The 22,463-nt window shown below is 72.5% G+C and carries 22 protein-coding genes; 11 read left to right on the top strand and 11 right to left on the bottom strand.

Annotated elements, in window-relative coordinates:
* Positions 1–74: 74 nt before the first annotated feature.
* Positions 75–878 (bottom strand): purine-nucleoside phosphorylase, encoded by an 804-nt coding sequence (locus ACFYUZ_RS13280; protein ID WP_123455042.1) that lies wholly within the window; start codon positions 876–878, stop codon positions 75–77.
* Between the two features lie 196 nt (positions 879–1,074).
* Positions 1,075–1,512 carry a gamma-glutamylcyclotransferase gene (locus tag ACFYUZ_RS13275; protein WP_017239758.1) on the bottom strand — a complete coding sequence of 146 codons (438 nt, stop codon included), beginning with the start codon at positions 1,510–1,512 and terminating at the stop codon, positions 1,075–1,077.
* 239 nt (positions 1,513–1,751) lie between these two features.
* Between ACFYUZ_RS13275 and ACFYUZ_RS13270 the strand changes: the two genes are divergently transcribed.
* Together ACFYUZ_RS13270 and ACFYUZ_RS13265 are read left to right on the top strand one after the other, a co-directional pair.
* Complete coding sequence (locus tag ACFYUZ_RS13270) at positions 1,752–3,191, top strand: NAD(P)H-quinone dehydrogenase (RefSeq protein ID WP_123455044.1); 1,440 nt, start codon at positions 1,752–1,754, stop codon at positions 3,189–3,191.
* Between the two features lie 225 nt (positions 3,192–3,416).
* The gene (locus ACFYUZ_RS13265; protein ID WP_389308423.1) at positions 3,417–4,343 is read left to right on the top strand and encodes a DeoR/GlpR family DNA-binding transcription regulator; all 927 of its coding nucleotides are present in this window, start codon (positions 3,417–3,419) and stop codon (positions 4,341–4,343) included.
* A 52-nt stretch (positions 4,344–4,395) separates the two neighbouring features.
* Here the strand turns inward: ACFYUZ_RS13265 and ACFYUZ_RS13260 are convergent, their stop codons facing one another.
* Positions 4,396–4,941 (bottom strand): TetR/AcrR family transcriptional regulator, encoded by a 546-nt coding sequence (locus tag ACFYUZ_RS13260; RefSeq protein WP_389308422.1) that lies wholly within the window; start codon positions 4,939–4,941, stop codon positions 4,396–4,398.
* A 93-nt stretch (positions 4,942–5,034) separates the two neighbouring features.
* Positions 5,035–6,789 (bottom strand): acetyl/propionyl/methylcrotonyl-CoA carboxylase subunit alpha, encoded by a 1,755-nt coding sequence (locus tag ACFYUZ_RS13255; protein WP_389308420.1) that lies wholly within the window; start codon positions 6,787–6,789, stop codon positions 5,035–5,037.
* A gap of 384 nt (positions 6,790–7,173) precedes the next feature.
* Between ACFYUZ_RS13255 and ACFYUZ_RS13250 the strand changes: the two genes are divergently transcribed.
* Positions 7,174–7,611, top strand: a complete 438-nt coding sequence (locus ACFYUZ_RS13250) for a hypothetical protein (protein WP_389308418.1) — start codon at positions 7,174–7,176, stop codon at positions 7,609–7,611.
* A gap of 15 nt (positions 7,612–7,626) precedes the next feature.
* On the opposite strand, the gene ACFYUZ_RS13245 is transcribed toward ACFYUZ_RS13250, so the two are convergent.
* The 3 genes from ACFYUZ_RS13245 to ACFYUZ_RS13235 form a co-directional block, all read right to left on the bottom strand.
* Positions 7,627–8,232, bottom strand: coding sequence for a nucleoside triphosphate pyrophosphatase (locus ACFYUZ_RS13245; protein ID WP_389308417.1), 606 nt, complete (start codon positions 8,230–8,232; stop codon positions 7,627–7,629).
* Between the two features lie 113 nt (positions 8,233–8,345).
* Positions 8,346–8,474, bottom strand: a complete 129-nt coding sequence (mmpB, locus tag ACFYUZ_RS13240; protein WP_093874383.1) for a morphogenic membrane protein MmpB — start codon at positions 8,472–8,474, stop codon at positions 8,346–8,348.
* A gap of 72 nt (positions 8,475–8,546) precedes the next feature.
* The gene (locus tag ACFYUZ_RS13235; protein ID WP_389308415.1) at positions 8,547–9,236 is read right to left on the bottom strand and encodes a TetR/AcrR family transcriptional regulator; all 690 of its coding nucleotides are present in this window, start codon (positions 9,234–9,236) and stop codon (positions 8,547–8,549) included.
* A gap of 37 nt (positions 9,237–9,273) precedes the next feature.
* Here ACFYUZ_RS13235 and ACFYUZ_RS13230 point away from each other — a divergent pair, with 37 nt between their 5' ends.
* A complete protein-coding gene (locus ACFYUZ_RS13230; RefSeq protein WP_389308413.1) occupies positions 9,274–10,698 on the top strand; it encodes an MFS transporter in 1,425 nt (474 codons plus the stop codon).
* A gap of 66 nt (positions 10,699–10,764) precedes the next feature.
* On the opposite strand, the gene ACFYUZ_RS13225 is transcribed toward ACFYUZ_RS13230, so the two are convergent.
* Both ACFYUZ_RS13225 and ACFYUZ_RS13220 read right to left on the bottom strand, forming a co-directional pair.
* Positions 10,765–10,977, bottom strand: coding sequence for an acyl-CoA carboxylase epsilon subunit (locus ACFYUZ_RS13225; protein WP_030687388.1), 213 nt, complete (start codon positions 10,975–10,977; stop codon positions 10,765–10,767).
* 26 nt (positions 10,978–11,003) lie between these two features.
* Positions 11,004–12,617 carry an acyl-CoA carboxylase subunit beta gene (locus ACFYUZ_RS13220; protein WP_389308411.1) on the bottom strand — a complete coding sequence of 538 codons (1,614 nt, stop codon included), beginning with the start codon at positions 12,615–12,617 and terminating at the stop codon, positions 11,004–11,006.
* Positions 12,618–12,864: 247 nt separating this feature from the next.
* Between ACFYUZ_RS13220 and ACFYUZ_RS13215 the strand changes: the two genes are divergently transcribed.
* The 5 genes from ACFYUZ_RS13215 (at position 12,865) to hutH (ending at position 19,074) form a co-directional block, all read left to right on the top strand.
* Positions 12,865–13,710: a biotin--[acetyl-CoA-carboxylase] ligase gene (locus ACFYUZ_RS13215; RefSeq protein WP_389308409.1), complete on the top strand. Its 846-nt coding sequence runs from the start codon at positions 12,865–12,867 to the stop codon at positions 13,708–13,710.
* Between the two features lie 305 nt (positions 13,711–14,015).
* Complete coding sequence (locus ACFYUZ_RS13210; RefSeq protein ID WP_389308407.1) at positions 14,016–15,161, top strand: adenylate/guanylate cyclase domain-containing protein; 1,146 nt, start codon at positions 14,016–14,018, stop codon at positions 15,159–15,161.
* 124 nt (positions 15,162–15,285) lie between these two features.
* Positions 15,286–16,074: an enoyl-CoA hydratase/isomerase family protein gene (locus tag ACFYUZ_RS13205; RefSeq protein ID WP_389308405.1), complete on the top strand. Its 789-nt coding sequence runs from the start codon at positions 15,286–15,288 to the stop codon at positions 16,072–16,074.
* A 132-nt stretch (positions 16,075–16,206) separates the two neighbouring features.
* Positions 16,207–17,367, top strand: a complete 1,161-nt coding sequence (locus ACFYUZ_RS13200) for a GGDEF domain-containing protein (RefSeq protein ID WP_389308403.1) — start codon at positions 16,207–16,209, stop codon at positions 17,365–17,367.
* Positions 17,368–17,532: 165 nt separating this feature from the next.
* The gene (hutH, locus tag ACFYUZ_RS13195) at positions 17,533–19,074 is read left to right on the top strand and encodes a histidine ammonia-lyase (protein ID WP_389308566.1); all 1,542 of its coding nucleotides are present in this window, start codon (positions 17,533–17,535) and stop codon (positions 19,072–19,074) included.
* A gap of 160 nt (positions 19,075–19,234) precedes the next feature.
* Here the strand turns inward: hutH and ACFYUZ_RS13190 are convergent, their stop codons facing one another.
* Positions 19,235–19,513 (bottom strand): LPXTG cell wall anchor domain-containing protein, encoded by a 279-nt coding sequence (locus ACFYUZ_RS13190; RefSeq protein WP_389308401.1) that lies wholly within the window; start codon positions 19,511–19,513, stop codon positions 19,235–19,237.
* 111 nt (positions 19,514–19,624) lie between these two features.
* Here ACFYUZ_RS13190 and ACFYUZ_RS13185 point away from each other — a divergent pair, with 111 nt between their 5' ends.
* Together ACFYUZ_RS13185 and ACFYUZ_RS13180 are read left to right on the top strand one after the other, a co-directional pair.
* Positions 19,625–19,960: a hypothetical protein gene (locus ACFYUZ_RS13185; protein WP_389308399.1), complete on the top strand. Its 336-nt coding sequence runs from the start codon at positions 19,625–19,627 to the stop codon at positions 19,958–19,960.
* Between the two features lie 203 nt (positions 19,961–20,163).
* Entirely contained in the window at positions 20,164–21,432 is a 1,269-nt protein-coding gene (locus tag ACFYUZ_RS13180; protein WP_389308398.1) for an Ig-like domain-containing protein, read from the top strand.
* 53 nt (positions 21,433–21,485) lie between these two features.
* Here the strand turns inward: ACFYUZ_RS13180 and ACFYUZ_RS13175 are convergent, their stop codons facing one another.
* Entirely contained in the window at positions 21,486–22,352 is an 867-nt protein-coding gene (locus ACFYUZ_RS13175; protein WP_389308396.1) for a helix-turn-helix domain-containing protein, read from the bottom strand.
* Positions 22,353–22,463 lie beyond the last annotated feature (111 nt).

Raw genomic sequence — 22,463 nt, 5'->3', positions numbered from 1 at the left:
GCCGGAGCCGCCGCGGCGCTCCGGAGCCCGGCCGGCCCCCCGGGGCCGATCGGTGCGAGGAGCGCCGGAAGAACTCAGATCCGGTCGAGGACCCGCGTCAGCAGCTCACCCATCCGCGCCGCCGAGTCGCGCCCCGCCTGGAGCACCTCCTCGTGGTTCAGCGGCTCGCCCGAGAGCCCCGCGGCCAGGTTGGTGACGAGGGAGATGCCGAGGACCTCGGCGCCGGCCTCGCGGGCCGCGATGGCCTCCAGGACGGTGGACATGCCGACGAGGTCGCCGCCCAGGACGCGGACCATGTTGATCTCGGCCGGGGTCTCGTAGTGCGGGCCGGGGAACTGGACGTACACGCCCTCCTCCAGCGTCTCGTCGACCTCCTTGCACAGCGCGCGCAGCCGCGGCGAGTACAGGTCGGTGAGGTCGACGAAGTTCGCGCCGACGATCGGGGAGGCGGCCGTCAGGTTGATGTGGTCGCTGATGAGGACCGGCTGGCCGGGGCGCATGCCCTCGCGGAGGCCGCCGCAGCCGTTGGTCAGGACGACGGTCTTGCAGCCGGCGGCGACGGCGGTGCGGACGCCGTGGGCGACGGAGGCGACGCCCCGGCCCTCGTAGAAGTGGGTGCGGCCGAGGAAGACCAGCGCGCGCTTCTCACCGATCTTGTACGAGCGGACCTTGCCGCCGTGGCCCTCGACGGCCGGCGGCGGGAAGCCGGGGAGCTCGGTCACCGGGAACTCGGCCTCGGGGGCGCCGAGGGCGTCGACGGCGGGCGCCCAGCCGGAGCCCATGACCAGGGCGACGTCGTGGTTCTCGACACCGGTCAGCTCGCGAAGACGTGCGGCAGCGGCCTCGGCGGCCTCGTACGGGGTGGCAGTTGCGTTCACTAACTCTCTCGCCTCGGGGAGGGGGGTCCGAGGGGAACCCCGGACGGATTTGGTACGCGCAGCAGCGTAGCCGGAGAATTCCTACGCGCGTAGATGACGATGCTGACGGACATGTGATCGTTGTCTTGTCGTTTCCGACGAACGGCGGAAATCGGTCACCCGGACGGAGCGCCGGGCCCGCCGGGGGCGGACCGGTTCAGCAGGGGCGCTTGCGCAACTCCATCACGTAGTCGTGCGGCGCGCCCGCCGACTCGGCCGCGTCGGCGACCTCTCCCAGGTACCGCGCGGACGGCAGGCCGCCCTCGTACGCGTTGAGGACGTACACCCAGGCCGGCTCCTCGCCGTCCAGGGTGTGCACCCGCACCCGCATCCGCCGGTAGATGTCGAGGCCCACGCCCTCCCACCGGTCCATGGAGTCCTCGTCCATCGGCGCGATGTCGTACAGCGCCACGAAGACCTGGGAGCGCGGGGCCTCCACGATCGTGGCCAGCGCTCCCTCCCAGCCCATCTGCTCGCCGCCGAAGGTGAGCCGCCAGCCGTTCAGCCAGCCGGTGCCGCGCAGCGGGGAGTGCGGTGCGCGGCGGCTCATCAGCCGTGCGTCGAGGTTGCCGGCGAAAGCGGCGTAGAGCGACATGGGACCGAGGGTACGGGAGGGCGCGGGATGTCCGGCGAAACCCGAGGTGGGGCCGGACGGACCCCGGCGCGGGCCCCGTCCGGACGCCCGCGCGCCCCCTCCGCGGGCCCCGGCGCGAGGGCGCGCCGGGAGTGCGGGAGAATGGGCTACGCACTTGAAGCGTGCGGGACAATGGCGTACGCACTGCATCCCAGCGGGGGGACTCCCCGGCAGAACGAGAGCGCGAGGCGTAGATCCCAGTGACCCGGATCGTGATCATCGGCGGCGGACCCGGCGGATACGAGGCGGCCCTGGTGGGCGCCCAACTCGGCGCGGAGGTGACCGTCGTCGACACCGACGGACTCGGCGGCGCCTCCGTCCTGACCGACTGCGTCCCCTCCAAGACCCTGATCGCCACCGCCGAGGTGATGACCACCTTCGACTCCTCCTACGAGGAGCTGGGCATCATCGTGGCGGACGACACCCCGCACATCGAGCAGGCCGCCCGGGTCGTCGGCGTGGACCTCGGCAAGGTGAACCGACGGGTGAAGCGCCTCGCGCTCGCCCAGTCCCACGACATCACCGCCTCCGTCACCCGGGCCGGCGCCCGGGTCCTGCGCGGCCGCGGCCGGCTGGACGGGCGGCAGGCGATGGACGGCTCCCGCCAGGTGGTCGTCACCGCCGCCGACGGCACCGAGGAGACGCTGACCGCCGACGCCGTGCTGATCGCGACCGGCGGCCACCCCCGCGAGGTGCCCGACGCCAAGCCGGACGGCGAGCGCATCCTGAACTGGACCCAGGTCTACGACCTGAAGGAGCTCCCCGAGGAGCTCATCGTGGTCGGCTCCGGCGTCACCGGCGCCGAGTTCGCCGGTGCCTACCAGGCGCTCGGCTCCCGGGTCACGCTCGTCTCCTCCCGCGACCGCGTCCTGCCCGGCGAGGACCCGGACGCCGCCGCCGTCCTGGAGGACGTCTTCCGGCGCCGCGGCATGAACGTCATGGCCCGCTCCCGCGCCGAGTCCGCGAAGCGGGTCGGCGACCGCGTCGAGGTCACCCTCTCCGACGGCCGGGTCATCTCCGGCACCCACTGCCTGATGGCGGTCGGCGCGATCCCGAACTCGGCCGGAATGGGTCTGGAGGAGGCGGGGGTCCGGCTGAAGGACTCCGGTCACATCTGGACCGACAAGGTCTCCCGTACGACCGCCCCCGGCGTCTACGCGGCCGGCGACGTCACGGGCGTCTTCGCGCTGGCCTCGGTCGCCGCCATGCAGGGCCGGATCGCGATGTACCACTTCCTCGGCGACGCGGTGGCCCCGCTCAACCTGAAGACGGTCTCCTCGAACGTCTTCACCGACCCCGAGATCGCCACCGTCGGCTACACCCAGGCCGACGTGGACGCGGGCAAGATCGACGCCAAGGTCGTCAAGCTGCCGCTGCTGCGCAACCCGCGCGCGAAGATGCAGGGCATCCGGGACGGCTTCGTGAAGATCTTCTGCCGTCCGGGCACCGGCATCGTGGTCGGCGGCTGCGTCGTCGCGCCGAAGGCGAGCGAACTGATCCATCCGATCTCGATCGCGGTCGACAACAATCTGACGGTCGAACAGATCGCAAACGCTTTCACCGTGTACCCCTCCCTGTCGGGCTCGATCGCGGAAGTGGCACGGCAGTTGCACACCCGAAAGGCGACCGGCGAGGCCTGAGGTCGCGCCCGGGCCGGGCCCCCGCCTGCGGGAACGGTTCGCCGACTCGGACAACCCCCGGCAAGGCGGGGCATACGACGATCAACGACGGGGTCTCCCATACCACTTGGAGACCCCGTCCGTGCGCATCTTCTGCAATTCGGCGCATAGTGCTGAAAACTATCGGCCGGTCACGTTACTGTCAGTTTCGTGTTCGCTGCAGAACGTCGCCAGTTGATCCTCGAAATGGTGCGAGCCAATGGGGCCGTGTCGCTCCGCGAGCTCGCCCGCGTCGTCCAGACCTCTGAAGTGACCGTACGGAGAGACGTACGGGCCCTGGAGGCAGAAGGACTCCTCGACCGCCGCCACGGCGGTGCGGTGTTGCCGGGCGGATTCACGCGAGAATCCGGCTTCCCGCAGAAATCCCATCTCGCCACGGCGGAGAAGACGGCCATCGCCGACGTCGCCGCCGGCCTCGTCGAAGAGGGTGAGGCCATCGTCGTCGGCGCCGGGACCACCACGCAGGAGCTGGCCCGCCGGCTCGCCCGCGTCCCCGGCCTCACCGTCGTCACCAACTCCCTGCTCGTCGCCCAGGCCCTCGCCCACGCCAACCGGGTCGAGGTCGTCATGACCGGCGGCACCCTGCGCGGCTCCAACTACGCCCTCGTGGGCAGCGGGGCCGAGCAGTCGCTCCAGGGGCTCCGGGTCTCCCGGGCCTTCCTCTCCGGCAGCGGTCTGACCGCCGAGCGCGGCCTGTCCACGTCCAACATGCTCTCCGCGAGCGTGGACCGGGCGCTCGTGCAGGCGGCGGCCGAGGTCGTGGTCCTCGCCGACCACACCAAGCTCGGCTCCGACACCATGTTCCAGACGGTGCCGACGGACGTCATCACCCGCCTGGTGACCGACGAGCCCCCCGCCCACGACGAGCGGGCCGCCACCGAGCTCCAGGCCCTCGCCGACCAGGGCGTGCAGATCGCCGTCGCCGGTACGGGCGCGGCGGCCGGTCCCGCCGGCGGTGAGCAGCTCCCCCCGGGCGCCCGGCCCCGCCGTGACATGCCCCTCCCCGTCCAGCGCGGGCGGATGGCGGCCGGTCAGTTCCGGGGCCCGGGCGGCGCGATGACCGCGGAGACGCTGGAGCGCACGGCCCGGGTCGCGGACATGCGCCGCCGCTGAAGCCGTCCGAGGGACCCTCCCCCAGGGGTCCCACGCCGTTCGGCCCCTCCGGTCAGTCCTCGAGCCCCCGAAGCGTCAGCGCGAGCAGGCGGTCCGCCAGCAGCGCGTCCTCCGGGCACTGCTCCGCCGCCAGCGCGATCGCGTTGGTCAGCTGCATCAGGTCGCCGATCGACACGTCGGCGCGCACCTGCCCCGCCCTCCGGGCCCGTTCGAGCAGCCGCTCGCCCGCCGCGCGCAGCGGGTCGCTGCACCGCGCCAGGGCCGAACCCCGGTCGTGCGAGGCGGACATCAGCGCGTGCGCCAGCCCCCGGTACTCGCCCGCGTGGGCGATCAGCGCCCGCAGCCACTCCGCCAGCGCCCGGCACGGCGCGTCCGCCTCCTCGAACTCCCGCGAGCGGTCCAGCAGTTCGGCCAGCGCCTCCTGGAAGACCGCGTTCAGCAGGTCGGCACGGGTGGGGAAGTGACGGTAGAGGGTGCCGATCCCCACGCCCGCGCGGCGCGCGACCTCCTCCAGGGGTGCGTCCGCGCCCTGCTCCGCGAAGACGGCGCGGGCCTCGGTGAGCAGTCGCTCGTGGTTGCGGCGTGCGTCGGCGCGCATGTGCGAAAGAGCTCCCCTCGACGAAGGGCCCGCAGGCGGCAGCCTGCGGGCCCTTCGTACCGTACTGGTCGCGACGGATCAGTCCTCGACGGATCAGTCCTTGATGTCGCAGATGGTGGCGCCGGAGGTGACGGAGGCGCCGACCTCGGCGGTCAGGCCCTTGACGGTGCCGGAGCGGTGGGCGTTGAGGGGCTGCTCCATCTTCATGGCCTCCAGGACGACGATCAGGTCGCCCTCCTTGACCTCCTGGCCCTCCTCGACCGCGACCTTGACGATCGTGCCCTGCATCGGAGAGGCGAGGGTGTCGCCGGAGGCGGTCGGGCCGGACTTCTTGGCCGCGCGCCGCTTCGGCTTCGCACCGGCCGCCAGGCCCGTGCGCGCCAGCGTCATGCCGAGCGAGGACGGCAGGGAGACCTCCAGGCGCTTGCCGCCGACCTCGACGACGATGGTCTCGCGGCCCGCCTCGTCCTCGTCCGCCTCGGCGCCGGCCGGGGCGAACGGCTTGATCTCGTTGACGAACTCCGTCTCGATCCAGCGGGTGTGGACGCGGAACGGGTCGGCGGTGAAGGCGGGGTCGACCACGACGGCCTGGTGGAACGGGATGGCCGTCGCCATGCCCTCGACCTTGAACTCCGCCAGGGCGCGGGCGGCGCGCTGGAGCGCCTGCTCGCGGGTGGCGCCGGTGATGACCAGCTTGGCCAGGAGCGAGTCCCAGGCCGGGCCGATCACCGAGCCGGACTCCACGCCCGCGTCGAGGCGGACGCCGGGGCCGGTCGGCGGGTCGAAGAGCGTGACCGTGCCGGGGGCGGGCAGGAAGTTGCGGCCCGGGTCCTCGCCGTTGATGCGGAACTCGAAGGAGTGACCCCGGATCTCCGGGTCGCCGTAGCCGAGCTCCTCGCCGTCGGCGATGCGGAACATCTCCCGCACCAGGTCGAGGCCCGTGACCTCCTCGGTCACCGGGTGCTCGACCTGCAGACGCGTGTTGACCTCCAGGAAGGAGATCGTGCCGTCGAGGCCGACGAGGAACTCGACCGTGCCGGCGCCGACGTAGCCGGCCTCCTTCAGGATCGCCTTCGAGGCCGCGTACAGCTGCTCGTTCTGCTCCTGAGTCAGGAACGGCGCGGGGGCCTCCTCGACCAGCTTCTGGTGACGCCGCTGCAGCGAGCAGTCGCGCGTCGAGACGACGACCACGTTGCCGTGGGTGTCGGCCAGGCACTGCGTCTCGACGTGGCGGGGCTTGTCGAGGTAGCGCTCGACGAAGCACTCGCCCCGGCCGAAGGCCGCGACGGCCTCGCGGACGGCGGAGTCGTACAGCTCCGGCACCTCTTCGAGGGTGCGGGCGACCTTCAGGCCGCGGCCGCCGCCGCCGAAGGCGGCCTTGATGGCGATCGGCAGGCCGTGCTCCTCGGCGAAGGCCACGACCTCCTCGGCGCCCGAGACCGGGTCCGGGGTGCCGGCGACCAGCGGGGCGCCGGCGCGCTGGGCGATGTGACGGGCGGCGACCTTGTCACCCAGGTCGCGGATCGCCTGCGGCGGCGGGCCGATCCACGTCAGACCGGCGTCCAGAACGGCCTGGGCGAACTCCGCGTTCTCGGAGAGGAACCCGTAGCCGGGGTGGACGGCGTCCGCGCCCGAGTCCTTCGCGGCCTGGAGCACCTTGGCCATGTCCAGGTAGCTGGTGGCCGGAGTGTCACCGCCCAGAGCGAACGCCTCATCGGCCGCCCGGACGTGCAGAGCGTCCCGGTCCGGCTCGGCGTACACGGCCACGCTGCCGATACCCGCGTCCCGGCACGCCCGGGCCACACGGACAGCGATTTCGCCACGGTTGGCGATGAGCACCTTGCGCACGATGGCTCCCTCCTTGAAACAAGCTGAGTTTAGGGACTGCCGACACGGCCTTTCGACCCGTCCCCAGTGGTGAGCTTGCCCACACGGAGCGTGACCACGGGCCCGCTCGGGTCGTGAATTCCCTTGTCGCACCACGGTACGCAGGGTTCCTTGACGGCACAGTAGCTCCGAGGTGTGGCGCAGGTCTCTGTTCGCGCGGCCAGGGGCCGTTCGGGTTTCTTTGTGGAGTCCCTACGAATGGCTCAACGATTCTTTGCCCGACCGTCCGTCAGCCTCCCGTCGTCGCCCGCCGTGTGCGAACCCTTGTCCGAGGGTTTACCGGCCAGTAGCCTTCGCGCTGTCGACCGTACTGTCGGTAACAGGCGAATCCAGGGGGTGGCCGAGGTGGCCCGCAGACCGATAGCGCTCGTGACGGCCGCGGTGCTCTTCCTCGAAGCGCCCGGCATCGTCGCCGTCAACGCCGTCATGGCGGGCTTCCTGGAGGCCCAGTCGATGTCCCTCGACGGCATGGACCCCGACGCGATGGTCGCCGGCACCTGGGGCCTCGGCATCGCCTCCGGCGCCGCCCTCCTCCTCTGCGCCCTCGTCGCCCTCCTGGCGGGCGTCCGCGACCGCCGCCCGGGCCGTTTCGGCCGGGCGCTCCTCATCGGCTGCGCGATCGTCCACGGCGTCCTCGGCGCGGTCGCCGTCGCCCTCATCGGCTGGGGCGCCTTCGCCTTCCTCGTGACCGTCCTCGGTCTGGTCGTCCTCACCCTGGTGGCGTACGGCGAGGGGTACGGGAAGGGCGCCGACGCCCCCGGGGAGGCACCGGCGTCCGCGTAGCGCCCTCACGGGCCGTCAGGTCCAGAGGGCGGTGATCTCGACGTCCAGCTTGCGCAGGAGCCGGCGCAGCAGCGGCAGGGACAGGCCGATCACGTTGCCCGGGTCGCCGTCGATGCCGTCGATGAACGGCGCCGAGCGGCCGTCCAGGGTGAACGCGCCCGCCACGTGGAGCGGTTCGCCGCTCGCCACGTACGCGGCGATCTCCTCGTCCGTCGGCTCGCCGAAGCGGACCACGGTGGAGGCCGTCGCCGACTCGAAGCGCTTGGCGGCCGTGTCGTAGACGCAGTGGCCGGTCTGGAGGATGCCGACCCGGCCGCGCATCGCCTTCCAGCGGGCGGTGGCCTCCTCGGCGTCGGCCGGCTTGCCGAGGGCCTGCTTGTCGAGCTCCAGGACCGAGTCGCAGCCGATGACGAGTGCGCCGAACACCTCGGGCCGGGCGGCGACATGAGCGGCCTTCGCCTCCGCGAGGGCGAGCGCGAGCTCGGCCGGCGTCGGGGCGTGGACCCTGTCCTCGTCGACGCCGCTCACGATCACCTCGGGGGCGAGTCCGGCCTGCCGGAGCAGACCGAGCCGGGCGGGGGAGGCGGAGGCGAGCACGACACGGCGCGGATCAGCAGTCATGGGGGCAGCGTAGCCAGTGGCGGGGTACGCACGCGCGCGTGGCCGGGCCCCGTCGCACAGGTGCGCGCGCGTGACCGGAGCGCACGCGCGCGTTCGTACGGTTGTGCGCGCGGTCAGCGGGCGCTGGCCACGAACATCGCCACCACCATCGCCAGCGCCAGCAGCACGCCCGTGCGGCGGAGCATCGCCTGCATGTCGCGCAGGAACTTCGGCGGCTGGTTCTTCGGGTCGGACCACAGCATGCCTTCGATCCTGCGGGCGGGAGGCGCGGGGCGCCTGAGTACGGATACTCAGGCGCCCCCGGTGCGGAGGGACTATTCGGGGAGGGACGGCCCCTGCGCCGCCACGAACACTCCGTCCCGCGCGGCCGCCAGCGCCGCCGTCACCGCCCGTTCCGCGACGGCCGCGTCGAGCTCCTCGCGGGTGACCGCGAAGCGGTAGTAGAGCGGCGCGGAGACGGCGCGGAGCAGTTCCAGGGGGTCCGTCCCCGCCGGGACCTCGCCGCGCGCCGTGCCCTTGGTGACCACGGGGGCCCATTCGGCGAGCCGGGTCCGGTAGAAGCCGGCGAGGGCGCGGGCGCACTCCTCGTCGCAGGCCGCGGCGGCGATGACCGCGCGGAAGACGGCGCCCATCCGGGGGTCGGCGAGGGTGGCCCGGACGAGTTCGGCGTTGGCCCGCAGGTCGCCCGCGAGGGTGCCGGTGTCCGAGGCGGGGAGGGACTGCTCGGCCATGTCGTGCAGGAGGTCGGTGACCAGGCCGACGGGGGAGCCCCAGCGGCGGTAGACGGTGGTCTTGCCGACGCCGGCGCCCGCGGCGATCCGGTCCATGTTCAGGGCGTGGAAGCCGGTGTCGGCGAGGGCCTCCAGGGTGGCGTCGAGGACCGCCCTGCGGACCTTGGCGGTGCGGCCGCCGGGGCGCGTGGTGCCGGGCGTGGCCGGTCGGCTCTCAGTCAAATGGGTCTCCTGTTCCATTAACGCCGTCGACTCTGCTACGGTACGGGACATCTTAACGGAACTGATATCCCATTAAGGGGTCGTACGCATGGCTGCCCTCGATCTCCCCCCGTCCACGTCCACACCCGCCTCCGCCTCCACGGACCCCGCCGAAGCCCGGATGACCGGACGGATGCGGCTCGTCCTCGTCGTCCTCCTCCTCGCCCAGTTCATGCTGGCCGTCGACTTCTCGATCCTGAACGTCGCCCTGCCCGTCATCGGCGAGGGACTCGGCTTCGGCCTCGGCGGCCTCCAGTGGATCGCCACCGCCTTCGCCCTCGCCGCGGCCGGATTCACCCTCCTCTTCGGGCGCGTCGCCGACCTGGTCGGGCGCCGCCGCCTCTTCCTCGGCGGCATGGCCCTCCTCGGCGCCTCCTCCCTCGTGGGAGGCCTCGCCGGCGGCCCCGAGACGCTCATGGCCGCCCGCGTCGCCCAGGGCCTCGCCACCGCCGCCGTCACCCCCGCCGGGCTCTCCCTGCTCACCTCCTCCTTCCCCGAGGGCCCGCTGCGGGCCAAGGCGCTGGGGCTGAACGGCGCCCTGATGTCCGCGGGCTTCACCACCGGCGCGATCCTCGGCGGCGTCCTCACCGACCTGCTCTCCTGGCGCTGGGCCTTCCTCGTCAACGTCCCGGTGGCCCTCGCCGTGCTCCTCGTCGCCCCCGCCGTCCTGAAGGAGAGCCGCCCCGCCGTCCGGCCCCGCCTCGACGTGCCCGGCGCCGCCACCGTCACCGGCGGGCTCCTCGCCCTCGTCTACGGACTGACCGTCACCGGCGAGCACGGCTGGACCGACCCCACGGCGCTCGTCTCCCTCGCGGTCGGCGCCGCGCTCCTCGTCGCCTTCGTCCTCGTCGAACGGCGGGCCGCCTCGCCCCTCGTCCCGATCCACGTCCTGAAGCGCCGCACGGTCGTCTGGGGCAACCTCGCCGGGCTCGTCGCCTTCGTCACCGAGACCTCCCTGGTCTTCCTGATGACCCTGTACCTCCAGGACGTCCTGGGCTTCTCCCCGCTCGCCGCCGGACTGTCCTTCGGCGTCCTCGGCGCCGGCACGGTCCTCGGCGGAGTGGCCGCCTCCCGCTTCATCGGCCGCTTCGGCGCCCGCGCCGCCCTCGTCTCCGGCGGGCTCCTCCAGGCCGCCGCCACGCTCGCCCTGTACGGGCTCGGCGACGACCGCGGCGGCCTCGCGCTGCTGCTCGCCGCGACCTTCGCCGGCGGCGTCGGCAACATGCTCGCGATCGTCGGCTTCATGGTCACCGCCACCTCGGGCCTCCCCGACGGCGAGCAGGGCATGGCGACCGGACTCGCCACCATGACCCAGCAGATCGGCATCACCATGGGCACGCCGGTCATGAGCGCCGTCGTCGTCACCGCGCCCGTGCTCCTCGACGGCATCGGCCGCGCGGTCCTCGTCAACGCCGCGATCGTCGCCGTCGGAGCCGTGCTCTCCGGCCTCTTCCTGCGCCGTGCGCGAGCGTGAGGAAGCGGCATGCGAAAGGCCGGACCTCCCGCACAAGGGGTCCGGCCTTTCGGCGTGCCGCGACGGCTACACGGGCCAGTACGACCGCGCCCAGGCCCGCGGGCCCGGCCGCTGCCGCACCGCCCGCGCGATACGGGAGGGATCCGACCACCCCTCCGGTACCGCCGGGCCGCCCGCCTCGGCGGACGCCGCCGCCGTGGCCGCGGCCCGGGCTTGAACCACCGCCAGTGCGGCGGCCAACTCCTCCGGAGTCGGGTTGCCTCGTACGACCTTGATCATGTCGGCTCCTTGAGGGTCCGGACGGGCTAGAGCGGGATGTTGCCGTGCTTCTTCGGAGGCAGGGATTCCCGCTTCGTACGGAGCTGACGCAGGCCCTTGACGATCTGCGGGCGCGTGTCCGACGGCAGGATCACGCCGTCGACGTAGCCGCGCTCCGCGGCGGTGTACGGGTTGAGCAGGGTGTCCTCGTACTCCTGGATGAGCCGGGCGCGGACCGCCTCGATCTCTTCGGCGGTCTCGCCGTTCGCCTCCGCCTCCGCGATCGTGCGGCGGTGCAGGATGTTCACCGCGCCCTGCGCGCCCATGACCGCGATCTGCGCCGTCGGCCACGCCAGGTTGAGGTCGGCGCCCAGGTGCTTGGAGCCCATGACGTCGTACGCGCCGCCGAAGGCCTTCCGGGTGATGACCGTGATCAGCGGGACCGTCGCCTCCGCGTACGCGTAGATCAGCTTGGCGCCGCGCCGGATGATGCCGCCGTACTCCTGGTCCACGCCCGGCAGGAAGCCCGGCACGTCCACGAAGGTCAGCACCGGGATGTTGAAGGCGTCGCACGTGCGGACGAACCGCGCGGCCTTCTCCGAGGCGTTGATGTCCAGGCAGCCGGCGAACTGCATCGGCTGGTTGGCGACCACGCCCACCGGGAAGCCCTCGACCCGGCCGAAGCCGGTCACGATGTTCGGCGCGAACAGCGCCTGCGTCTCCAGGAACTCGCCGTCGTCCAGGACGTGCTCGATGACCTTGTGCATGTCGTACGGCTGGTTCGCCGAGTCCGGGATCAGCGTGTCGAGCTCACGGTCCTCGTCCGTCACCCCGGTCTCCGTGACCTCCGGGAAGGCCGGCGGCTCCGAGAGGTTGTTCGACGGGAGATACGAGAGAAGGGACTTGACGTACTCGATCGCGTCCTTCTCGTCACCCGCCAGGTGGTGCGCCACGCCGGACGTCGAGTTGTGCGTCCGGGCGCCGCCCAGCTCCTCGAAGCCCACGTCCTCGCCGGTCACCGTCTTGATGACGTCCGGACCGGTGATGAACATGTGCGAGGTCTGGTCCACCATCACCGTGAAGTCGGTGATCGCGGGGGAGTACACCGCGCCGCCCGCGGCGGGGCCGACGATCAGGGAGATCTGCGGGATCACCCCGGAGGCGTGCGTGTTGCGGCGGAAGATCTCGCCGTACATGCCGAGCGCGCTCACGCCCTCCTGGATGCGGGCGCCGCCGGAGTCGTTGATGCCGACGACCGGGCAGCCGGTCTTCAGCGCGAAGTCCATCACCTTGATGATCTTCTGGCCGTACGTCTCGCCCAGCGCGCCGCCGAAGACCGTGAAGTCCTGCGAGAACACGGCGACCGGACGGCCGTCGACCGTGCCGTAGCCGGTGACGACACCGTCTCCGTACGGCCGGTTCTTCTCCAGGCCGAAGTTGGTCGAGCGGTGCCGGGCCAGCTCGTCCAGCTCCACGAACGAGTCCTCGTCCAGGAGGAGGGCGATCCGCTCGCGCGCGGTCAGCTTGCCCTTGGCGTGCTGCTTCTCCACCGCGCGCTCCGAGCCGGCGTGCGTGGCCTCGTCGATACGGCGCTTGAGGTCCGCGATCTTGCCCGCGGTCGTGTGAATGTCGATCTCGTACTGCTCTGCCGGCTCGGACATCGGGATGCGGCTCCCTGCCTGGTCACGGGGGGTTTCTTGACTACGAATGGGCTACTGCTGGCCTACTGACCCGTAGCGTATCGACGCCGATACCGTTCGGCACTGCGGTCTTTGCCACACCCGAGACTTGTTCCCAAAACACCGAAGGGTGAGCTTGGGGTGGGCGGGCCGGCTCGTCCCGGTGGACGACCGGACCGCGACCGGCCGTTCCGGGAACTACCGGCGAGCAGCTCATAGTGTGGCCTGCATGACGACCTCCCAAGGCTCCGGCGGACCCTGGTCCGACCTCGACCGGCCCCCGCTGAACGCCCCCGCGCTGCGCCGCGCGCTCGTTCTCCCCGACGGCCTGTGGACCTCCTTCGACCTGGTCACGAGCACCGGCTCCACCAACGGCGACCTCGCCGCCCGGGCCGACGAACTGCCCGAGGGCGCGGTGCTCGTGGCCGAGGAGCAGACCTCGGGCCGCGGCCGGCTCGACCGCACCTGGACCGCGCCCGCCCGCTCCGGGCTCTTCCTCTCCGTCCTCCTCAAGCCCGCCGTGCCCGTCCACCGCTGGGGCTGGCTCCCGCTGCTCACCGGCGTGGCCGCCGCCACCGGCCTCGCGAAGGCCGCCGGCGTCGACACCTCCCTCAAGTGGCCCAACGACCTCCTGGTTTCCGTCGCGGGCGAGGAACGCAAGGCCGGCGGCATCCTCGCCGAGCGGGCCGGAGCCGACGCCGTCGTCGTCGGCCTCGGCATCAACGTCACCCTCCGCGAGGACGAGCTGCCCGTCCCGGCGGCCGGCTCCCTCCTCCTCGCCGGAGCGGTCTCCACCGACCGCGACACGCTCCTGCGGGCCGTCCTGCGCTCCCTGGAGCAGCACTACGGCGACTGGGTGCGGGCCGACGGCGATCCCGCCGCCTCCGGCCTCCAGGCGGCCTACACGGCCGGCTGCGCCACCCTCGGCCGCCGCGTCCGCGCCGAGCTGCCCGGCGAGCGCATGCTGGAGGGGGAGGCCGTCGCCGTGGACGGCGACGGCCGCCTCGTCGTCGCCACCGAAGGCGGCGGCACGGAAGCGGTGGGAGCGGGCGACATCGTCCACCTGCGGACCTGACCCCCGGTGCGGGCATGCGTCCGCGCCGCGTGGGCAGTCGTTCCTCACCGGACTCCGTCCGGGAGGCACCCCCGGGGCGAGGGGGTCCTCCCTGCTCGGGCGAAGCCGAGAGCTTGGGGGGAGGGTGGGCACACCCCCCACGCGCGCGGCGCCCTCCGGCCCGTTCGCCCCGAGGACCCGCGTGGCGTGAACCGGGGCGGCCGCCGTGCGCGCGTGACCCAGCGCACAGCTGCCGTATCGTTGACCGCGATCGATGGCGACAGATCGGCAGGACAAGTGGGCAGGGAACGGGCAGGAGGCGGCCGGTGACCGTCGACGACGCGAACACGGGCGGCGGCGCCCAGCCGGAACCGCCGACGTACCCCACTCCCCACCACGAGGTCGACCACACGGCCGAGCCGACCCACGACCCCCTCGCCATCCGCCTCGAACAGCTCATCCTCGGCGCGGACCGCCGCTACACCCCCTTCCAGGCCGCCCGCACCGCCGGCGTCTCCATGGAGCTCGCCTCCCGCTTCTGGCGGGCCATGGGCTTCGCCGACATCGGCCAGGCCAAGGCGCTCACCGAGGCCGACGTCCTCGCCCTGCGGCGGCTCGCCGGCCTCGTCGAGGCCGGGCTGCTCAGCGAGCCGATGGCCGTCCAGGTGGCCCGCTCCACCGGACAGACCACCGCCCGGCTCGCCGAGTGGCAGATCGACTCCTTCCTGGAGGGCCTCACCGAGCCCCCCGAGCCCGGCATGACCCGCACCGAGGTCACGTACCCGCTGGTCGAGCTGCTCCTGCCCGAGCTGGAGGAGTTCCTCATCTACGTGTGGCGCCGGCAGCTCGCCGCCGCCACCGGCCGGGTCGTCCAGGCCGCCGACGACGAGGAGATGGTCGACCGCCGGCTCGCCGTCGGCTTCGCGGACCTCGTCGGCTTCACCCGGCTCACCCGCCGCCTGGAGGAGGAGGAGCTCGGCGAGCTCGTCGAGGCCTTCGAGACCACCTGCGCCGACCTCGTCGCCGCGCACGGCGGCCGGCTCATCAAGACCCTCGGCGACGAGGTGCTGTACTGCGCCGACGACCCCGGCACGGCCGCCGAGATCGCGCTCCGGCTCATCGAGACCCTCGGTCACGACGAGACGATGCCCGCGCTGCGCGTCGGCATCGCCTTCGGCACGGTGACGACCCGGATGGGCGACGTCTTCGGCACCACCGTGAACCTGGCCAGCCGCCTCACCTCGATAGCCCCGAAGGACGCCGTCCTCGTCGACGGCGCCCTCGCGGAGGAGCTGACCAGGACCGGCGAGGCGCCCGCCTCGGAGACGGAGGCGGCCGAGGAGGCGGCCCGCGCGGAGAAGGAGGGCCGCCGGGCCGCCACGTACCGCTTCGCGCTCCAGCCCATGTGGCAGCGCCCCGTCCGAGGCCTCGGCGTCGTCGAACCCTGGCTCCTGAGCCGCCGCCCGACCTAGGGCCCGGCGGCCGGATCCGGCGCCGCTCCCTGAGCCTGCCGGATCCGGCCGCCAGGCCCTAGGATCTCCTGGTGAACGCCTGTTAACACCCGTTAACAGGCTTGAACCGGGAGGGTGTGCGGTCATGTCCGAGCAGCGCTTTGGTGAGTTCGTGGTGGTCCGGAAGAACGGACACGTCGCGGAGCTGGTCCTCGACCGGCCCAAGGCCATGAACGCGGTCTCCTCCGAGATGGCCCGCTCCATCGGCGCCGCCTGCGACGCCCTCGCCGCCGACCCCGAGGTCCGCGTCACCGTCCTGACCTCCTCGAACGACCGCGCCTTCTGCGTCGGCGCCGACCTCAAGGAGCGCAACTCCTTCACCGACGCCGAGCTCGTCCGTCAGCGCCCCACCGCCCGCGCCGCCTACACCGGGGTCCTGGAACTGCCGATGCCGACCGTCGCGGCCGTGCACGGCTACGCCCTCGGCGGCGGCTTCGAGCTGGCGCTCTCCTGCGACGTCATCGTGGCCGACGCGACCGCCGTCGTCGGTCTCCCCGAGGTCTCCGTGGGCGTGATCCCCGGCGGTGGCGGTACGCAGCTGCTCCCGCGCCGGGTGGGCGCGGCGCGCGCCGCCGAGCTGGTCTTCACGGCCCGCCGGGTGGAGGCGACCGAGGCCCGCGAGCTCGGCCTGGTCGACCTCCTGGAGGAGGACGCGCGGACGGCGGCCCTGGAGCTCGCCGGGCGGATCGCGGCGAACTCGCCGGTCGGCCTGCGCGCGGCGAAGAAGGCGATGCGGCTCGGTCAGGGCCTGGACCTGCGGGCGGGTCTGGAGGTCGAGGACGCGGCCTGGCGTTCGGTGGCCTTCTCGGGCGACCGGGCTGAGGGCGTGGCGGCCTTCAACGAGAAGCGGAAGCCCAACTGGCCGGGTGAGTGACTTCGGCCGGGTGACTCCGGCCGGGGTGACTTCGACCGGGAGTGACTTCGGATTTCTGACGTTTTGTATCAAATGTGACTGACGGTGACGTCTCGGTGGGGAAAACGGATCAAACCTCCCTAAGCTGGAGGAATGGGTGAGGACGTACGGCTGCGGGCCGTAGTGGCGCTGGCGCAGGCGATGGCGGCGGCGCACACCCCGCGCGAGTTCTGGCGGGCGGCGGCGCTCGGGGCCCGCGAGGGGCTCGACGGGAGCTTCGCCGCCCTGTCCGTCTGGGAGCGGGACCACGGCCGCCTCAAGGTCCTGGTGAACGCCGGGGACCGGGCCGTGGGCGAGGAGGAGTTCCCGGACTCGGAGACGTATCCGGTGCACCAGTTCCCCGAGATCACCGAATTCCTGCACGAGCAGTGGGCGGGCGGGGGCGAGCCCGACGCCTGGGTGGAGACCGCAGCCGACCCCGTGCCGACCGGTCGGGTGCGGGGCCTGCGGCGGCGGGGGCGCGGCTGCTGCGTGGTCGCCCCGATCGTGCTGCACGGGCGCGCGTGGGGGGAGCTGTACGTGGCCCGCCCGCCGCAGGAGAAACCTTTCAGCCGTGCGGACGCCGACTTCGCGACCGTCCTCGCGGCGGTCGTCGCCGCCGGCATCGCCCAGGCCGAACGCCTGGAGGAGGTCCGCAAGCTGGCCTTCACCGACCCCCTGACGGGGCTGGCCAACCGGCGGGCCGTCGACACCCGCCTGGACGAGGCCATCGAGCGCTACCGGGCGGACGGCTCCGTCGTGAGCCTCATGGTCTGCGACCTGAACGGCCTCAAGCGCGTCAACGACACCCACGGCCACGCCGTCGGCGACCGCCTCCTCGAACGCTTCGGATCGGTCCTCTCCCGCTGCGGCGCCATGCTCCCCGGCGCCCTCGCGGCCCGCCTGGGCGGCGACGAGTTCTGCCTCCTCACCGTCGGCCCGACGGCGGACGAGGTCGTGGCGGTCGCCGAGGAGCTGTGCGTACGGGCGGCGGAGCTGGAGCTCGGCGAGGGAGTGGCCTGCGGGGTCGCGTCCACCGGGGACCCCATCGGCCCGCTCAGGTCGGCCCGCCGCCTCTTCCGGCTCGCCGACGCGGCCCAGTACCAGGCCAAGGCCGACCGCTCGACGAAGCCCGTCGTCGCGGGCCGCCACGGCACGGTCATCCGTCTCGCGGACGCTCCTCCCGGAGCCCGTGACCGCCGCCGCTTCCGCGACGCCCCGGCGGCCGGCCCGCGCCGGGACGAGCCGGACGCCCCGGGCGAGGGGCACCCGTAGGAGCCGTCCGGGCGGCGGTTCCGGCGCCGCCCGGACGGCCGCCGGGGCGCGGACGGGGGCCCGGCGGCGGGGTTCGATCCGGTAAGGGGCCGTGCCGTGTGGGGACGGTGACGAAATCGGCTAGTGACATGTTGGTCTTCAGTCCGTAGGGTGCTGAATATGGATATGCAGACAGTCGTCCTCGGCACGTCCGGCACGACCCCGCAGGACGTCATCGACGTCGCCCGCCACGGCGCCCGCGTCGAGCTGTCGACCGAGGCCGTGGCCGCCCTGGCCGCCGCCCGGGACATCGTCGACGCGCTCGCCGCCAAGCCCGAGCCCGTCTACGGGGTCTCCACCGGTTTCGGCGCACTCGCCACCCGGCACATCAGCCACGAGCTCCGCGCCCAGCTCCAGCGCAACATCGTCCGCTCGCACGCCGCGGGCATGGGCCCGCGCGTCGAGCGCGAGGTCGTCCGCGCCCTGATGTTCCTCCGCCTCAAGACCGTGGCCTCCGGGTACACCGGCGTCCGCCCCGAGGTCGCCCAGACCATGGCCGACGTCCTCAACGCCGGCATCACCCCCGTCGTCCACGAGTACGGCTCCCTCGGCTGCTCCGGCGACCTCGCCCCGCTCTCCCACTGCGCCCTCGCGCTCATGGGCGAGGGCGACGCCGAGGGCCCCGACGGCGTGGTGAAGCCCGCCGGCGAGCTCCTCGCCGCCGCCGGCATCACCCCCGTCGAGCTCAGGGAGAAGGAGGGCCTCGCCCTCCTCAACGGCACCGACGGCATGCTCGGCATGCTGGTCATGGCCCTCGCCGACCTCGACACCCTCTACAAGTCGGCCGACATCACCGCCGCCCTCTCCCTCGAAGCCCTCCTCGGCACCGAGAAGGTCCTCGAGCCCGAGCTGCACACCGTCCGCCCGCACCCGGGCCAGGCCGCCTCCGCCGCCAACATGCTGGCCGTGCTCAAGGGCTCCGGCCTCACCGGCCACGCCCAGGCGGGCGAGGCCCCCCGCGTCCAGGACGCCTACTCGGTCCGCTGCGCCCCGCAGGTCGCCGGCGCCGGCCGCGACACGATGGCCCACGCCCGGCTCGTCGCCGAGCGCGAGCTCGCCGCCGCCGTCGACAACCCGATCGTGCTGCCCAGCGGCGAGGTCCGCTCCAACGGCAACTTCCACGGCGCCCCCGTCGCGTACGTCCTCGACTTCCTCGCGATCGCCGCCGCCGACCTCGGCTCCATCGCCGAGCGCCGCACCGACCGGCTCCTCGACAGGAACCGCTCGCACGGCCTCCCGCCGTTCCTCGCGGACGACGCCGGCGTCGACTCGGGCCTGATGATCGCCCAGTACACCCAGGCCGCCCTGGTCAGCGAGATGAAGCGGCTCGCCGTCCCGGCCTCCGCCGACTCCATCCCGTCCTCCGCGATGCAGGAGGACCACGTCTCCATGGGCTGGTCCGCCGCCCGCAAGCTGCGCACCGCGATCGGCAACCTCAACCGGATCATCGCGGTCGAGCTGTACGCCGCCACCCGCGGCATCGAGCTCCGCCAGGGCCTCACCCCGGCGCCCGCCTCGCGGGCCGTCATCGAGGCCCTGCGCGCGGCCGGTGTCGAGGGCCCCGGCCCGGACCGGTTCCTCGCCCCCGACCTGGCGGGCGCGGACGCCTTCGTGCGCGAAGGGAAGCTGGTCGCGGCCGTGGAGCCGGTCACCGGCCCGCTGGCGTAACGACGAGCCGTACGCCCGGCGTGACCGCCGGGCCGTACGAAAGGGCCGCCCTCTCCCCGGGGGCGGCCCTTCACGCGTACGAGGGAGCTGCTCTTCACACCCGGGGAAAGCGGCCCTTCACGCCTACGGGGAGCGGCACTTCACCCGTACCGGAGGACCCTCAGAAGGCGCGCCCCCGGCGCCGCATCGCGAGCGCCACGAAACCCGCCCCGACCCCCAGGAAACCCGTCCCGCCGAGCAGGTACGCCGTGGTGTTGCGCCCCCCGGTCTCGGCCAGGCGCCCGTCGTCCGTGAGGGAGGTGAGGGGACCGTCCCGGGTCACCCCGATCCGCGCCCCTCCCCCCTGGTCGGTGGCGGTCGCGGTCGGCACGAACCACAGGGCGCACAGCAGCGTCCCCGCGGCGACGGCGGTCAGCAGCAGGCGTCGGGCGGCGGACACGGAAATTTCGATCCCCCTTGCGGAAACCGCGAATTGGCAGGTGCGCCGATGCTACGGAACACAGCGGGTCGCGGGAAAGCCGAGGGCCTCCCGACCCCTACGCTCCGATCCATGAGCGCAACTGAGTCCACACGCTATGTCCGCCTTCGCGTCGATGTCGTCCTGGAGATCGACGGTCCCGCCGAGCTGACCGAGGCCGCCGAGGCCCGGATCGACGACGACGAGTTCATGCCCGAGGAGGAGCGGGCGCACGCGCGCGAGGCCGCGCGCGAGGACAGCGCCGAGGCGCTCTCCTACCTCGTCGAGCCCTTCGACCTGATCCGCGACGTCCCCGGGATCGAGATGGTCCAGGCCTCCTGGAGCAGCGAGGAGATCGATTACGACCCCGATGCGCTGGAGTGGGACCTCGACGAGGAAGATGGGGCCGAGGAAGACGACGACCGCTGAGGCGGGAATCCGCACGAGGCGCGGGCCCCGGGACGCCGTCCCGGGGCCCTTCCGCGGCGCCGGGAACCGGTGACGGGACTTCGCGCGTGTGGAGCAGTGGTGTTCCCCGTGGATCAGTGGCGTTGCCCACAAACCCTCCGGTCACGGAACCGTACGGGGTGTCATGGGCGTTCATAGAAGAAGTTGGCAGGGAACCGGCGACGATGGAGAAGCGTGTGATGACGGTCGGCAAGCGCCGCAGGAGCCTGGCGGCGGCGGCCGCGGTGCTCAGCGGCGTACTCGTGCTCTCGGCGTGCAACGACGGGGACAAGGAGGGCAGTGCCTCCGGTTCCGCGACGCCGCAGTCACAGGCCCAGGTCGACGAGGCGGCCGCGCAGAAGACCTCCAAGGCGCAGATCACCATCTCGCCGAAGAACGGCGCCCAGAACGCCTCCATCCACAACGACGCCAAGGTCACCGTGACCGAGGGCAAGCTCACCGAGGTCACCATGACCTCCGCCGAGGGCGCCGCGGTCAAGGGCGAGATAGCGGCCGACGGGCTCAGCTGGAAGCCGAGCGAGCAGCTCAAGCGGGCCACGGTCTACAAGATCGCCGCCACCGCCACCGACGCGGAGGGCCTGGAGGCCCACGAGAACTCCTCGTTCACCACCGTCTCGGAGGCCAACAGCTTCATCGGCAACTTCACGCCCGAGGACGGCTCGACCGTCGGCGTCGGCATGCCGGTCTCGATCAACTTCAACAAGGCGATCACCGACAAGAAGGCCGTCCAGAGCGGCATCACGGTCACCTCCAGCTCCGGCCAGGAGGTCGTGGGCCACTGGTTCAGCTCGACGCGCCTGGACTTCCGCCCCGACGCGTACTGGACCGAGGGCTCGACCGTCACGCTGAAGCTGAACCTCGACGGCGTCGAGGGCGCGGACGGCGTCTTCGGCGTCCAGCAAAAGACCGTCCGCTTCACGATCGGCCGCAACCAGGTCTCCGTCGTCGACGTCGCCACCAAGACCATGAAGGTCCAGCAGGACGGCAAGACGATCAAGACCATCCCGATCTCCGCCGGCTCCCCGGAGAACACCACCTACAACGGTCAGATGGTGATCTCCGAGAAGTTCAAGGAGACCCGGATGAACGGCGCCACCGTCGGCTTCACCGACGACGACGGCAAGGGCGAGTACGACATCAAGGACGTGCCGCACGCCATGCGCCTGTCCACCTCCGGCACCTTCATCCACGGCAACTACTGGGGCGCGCGGTCGATCTTCGGCAACGTGAACACCAGCCACGGCTGCGTCGGCCTCGCCGACGTCAAGGGCGCCGGGGACCCGAACCAGACGGCGGCCTGGCTCTTCGACCACTCGCTCATCGGCGACGTCGTCATCGTCAAGAACTCCAACGACAAGACGATCAAGCCCGACAACGGCCTCAACGGCTGGAACATGAGCTGGTCGGAGTGGAAGGCCGGCTCGGCCGTCTGATCCACGGAATCGCACGTGAGGGCCCCCTCCCGCACCGGGAGGGGGCCCTCACGTCATTTCCGTACGTCCGCGGCCTCGTCCACGCCCCACTGGGCGAGCAGCCGCAGCGCGTCCGCCGAGGGCGTCCCCGGCTCGGCGTGGTACGTGACGATCATCAGGTCCGGATCGTCGCCGGCGACCTTCAGGGACTCGTAGGACAGCGTCATCTCGCCCACCAGCGGATGCCGCAGCCGCTTCGTGCCGTGCCCCTTGTCGGTCACCGTGTGCGCCGCCCACAACGAGCGGAACTCCTCACTGCGCACCGACAGCTCGCCGACGAGCGCCAGCAGCTCCTTGTCGTCCGGATAGCAGCCCGCGTACAACCGCAGCGCGCTCACGATCTCGACCGCCTTGCACTCCCAGTCGACGTAGAGGTCGCGCGCGTTCGGATCGAGGAAGACCAGCCGGGCCATGTTCCGCTCGGCCGGCTCCCGGGCCGCGAAGTCACCCATCAGCGCCCGCGCCATCCGGTTCCAGGCCAGGACGTCGAGCCGCCGCCCCAGGACGACCGCCGGCACCCCGTCCATCGAGTCGAGCAGGAACGCGATCCCCGGCCGGATCCGCTGCGGACGGGCGATCGCGGCCCGCTGCCGCTTCTTCACCGTCGGCTTCGCCAGATGCGTCAGATGCGCCCGCTCGGTGTCGCTCAGCCGCAGCGCCCGCGCGATGGAGTCGAGGACCTCCATGGACACGTTCCGCCCGTTGCCCTGTTCGAGCCGGGTGTAGTACGCCACGGACACCCCGGCCAGCTGCGCCAGCTCCTCGCGGCGAAGCCCCGGCACCCGCCGGTGCCGCCCGAACTCGGGCAGGCCCACGTCCTGCGGCTTCAGCCGGGCCCTGCGGGAGCGCAGGAATTCACTGAGTTCGGCGCTGAGGTCCATACCGCCCCATTATCGCCGCCGGCGCGCGCGGACGGACGGACGTTCCTGACCCTGCCAGTGGTAGGCACGCCGGACGTAGGCAGAGCAGGTGGCTGGGTGGCGCCGCCGCCC

The sequence above is a fragment of the Streptomyces sp. NPDC004266 genome, from assembly GCF_042874095.1.
GTDB lineage: Bacteria > Actinomycetota > Actinomycetes > Streptomycetales > Streptomycetaceae > Streptomyces.
This window is presented reverse-complemented; position numbering and strand designations above follow the sequence as displayed.

Bases quoted from the DNA above. Each gene is read 5' to 3' on its own strand.
- ACFYUZ_RS13275 (WP_017239758.1), bottom strand. From the start codon at position 1,512: ATGTCGCTCTACGCCGCTTTCGCCGGCAACCTCGACGCACGGCTGATG.
- ACFYUZ_RS13265 (WP_389308423.1), top strand. From the start codon at position 3,417: ATGGTGCGAGCCAATGGGGCCGTGTCGCTCCGCGAGCTCGCCCGCGTC.
- ACFYUZ_RS13260 (WP_389308422.1), bottom strand. From the start codon at position 4,941: ATGCGCGCCGACGCACGCCGCAACCACGAGCGACTGCTCACCGAGGCC.
- ACFYUZ_RS13245 (WP_389308417.1), bottom strand. From the start codon at position 8,232: ATGACTGCTGATCCGCGCCGTGTCGTGCTCGCCTCCGCCTCCCCCGCC.
- mmpB (WP_093874383.1), bottom strand. From the start codon at position 8,474: ATGCTGTGGTCCGACCCGAAGAACCAGCCGCCGAAGTTCCTGCGCGAC.
- ACFYUZ_RS13235 (WP_389308415.1), bottom strand. From the start codon at position 9,236: ATGTCCCGTACCGTAGCAGAGTCGACGGCGTTAATGGAACAGGAGACC.
- ACFYUZ_RS13230 (WP_389308413.1), top strand. From the start codon at position 9,274: ATGGCTGCCCTCGATCTCCCCCCGTCCACGTCCACACCCGCCTCCGCC.
- ACFYUZ_RS13225 (WP_030687388.1), bottom strand. From the start codon at position 10,977: ATGATCAAGGTCGTACGAGGCAACCCGACTCCGGAGGAGTTGGCCGCC.
- ACFYUZ_RS13220 (WP_389308411.1), bottom strand. From the start codon at position 12,617: ATGTCCGAGCCGGCAGAGCAGTACGAGATCGACATTCACACGACCGCG.
- ACFYUZ_RS13215 (WP_389308409.1), top strand. From the start codon at position 12,865: ATGACGACCTCCCAAGGCTCCGGCGGACCCTGGTCCGACCTCGACCGG.
- ACFYUZ_RS13205 (WP_389308405.1), top strand. From the start codon at position 15,286: ATGTCCGAGCAGCGCTTTGGTGAGTTCGTGGTGGTCCGGAAGAACGGA.
- ACFYUZ_RS13200 (WP_389308403.1), top strand. From the start codon at position 16,207: ATGGGTGAGGACGTACGGCTGCGGGCCGTAGTGGCGCTGGCGCAGGCG.
- hutH (WP_389308566.1), top strand. From the start codon at position 17,533: ATGCAGACAGTCGTCCTCGGCACGTCCGGCACGACCCCGCAGGACGTC.
- ACFYUZ_RS13185 (WP_389308399.1), top strand. From the start codon at position 19,625: ATGAGCGCAACTGAGTCCACACGCTATGTCCGCCTTCGCGTCGATGTC.
- ACFYUZ_RS13180 (WP_389308398.1), top strand. From the start codon at position 20,164: ATGGAGAAGCGTGTGATGACGGTCGGCAAGCGCCGCAGGAGCCTGGCG.
- ACFYUZ_RS13175 (WP_389308396.1), bottom strand. From the start codon at position 22,352: ATGGACCTCAGCGCCGAACTCAGTGAATTCCTGCGCTCCCGCAGGGCC.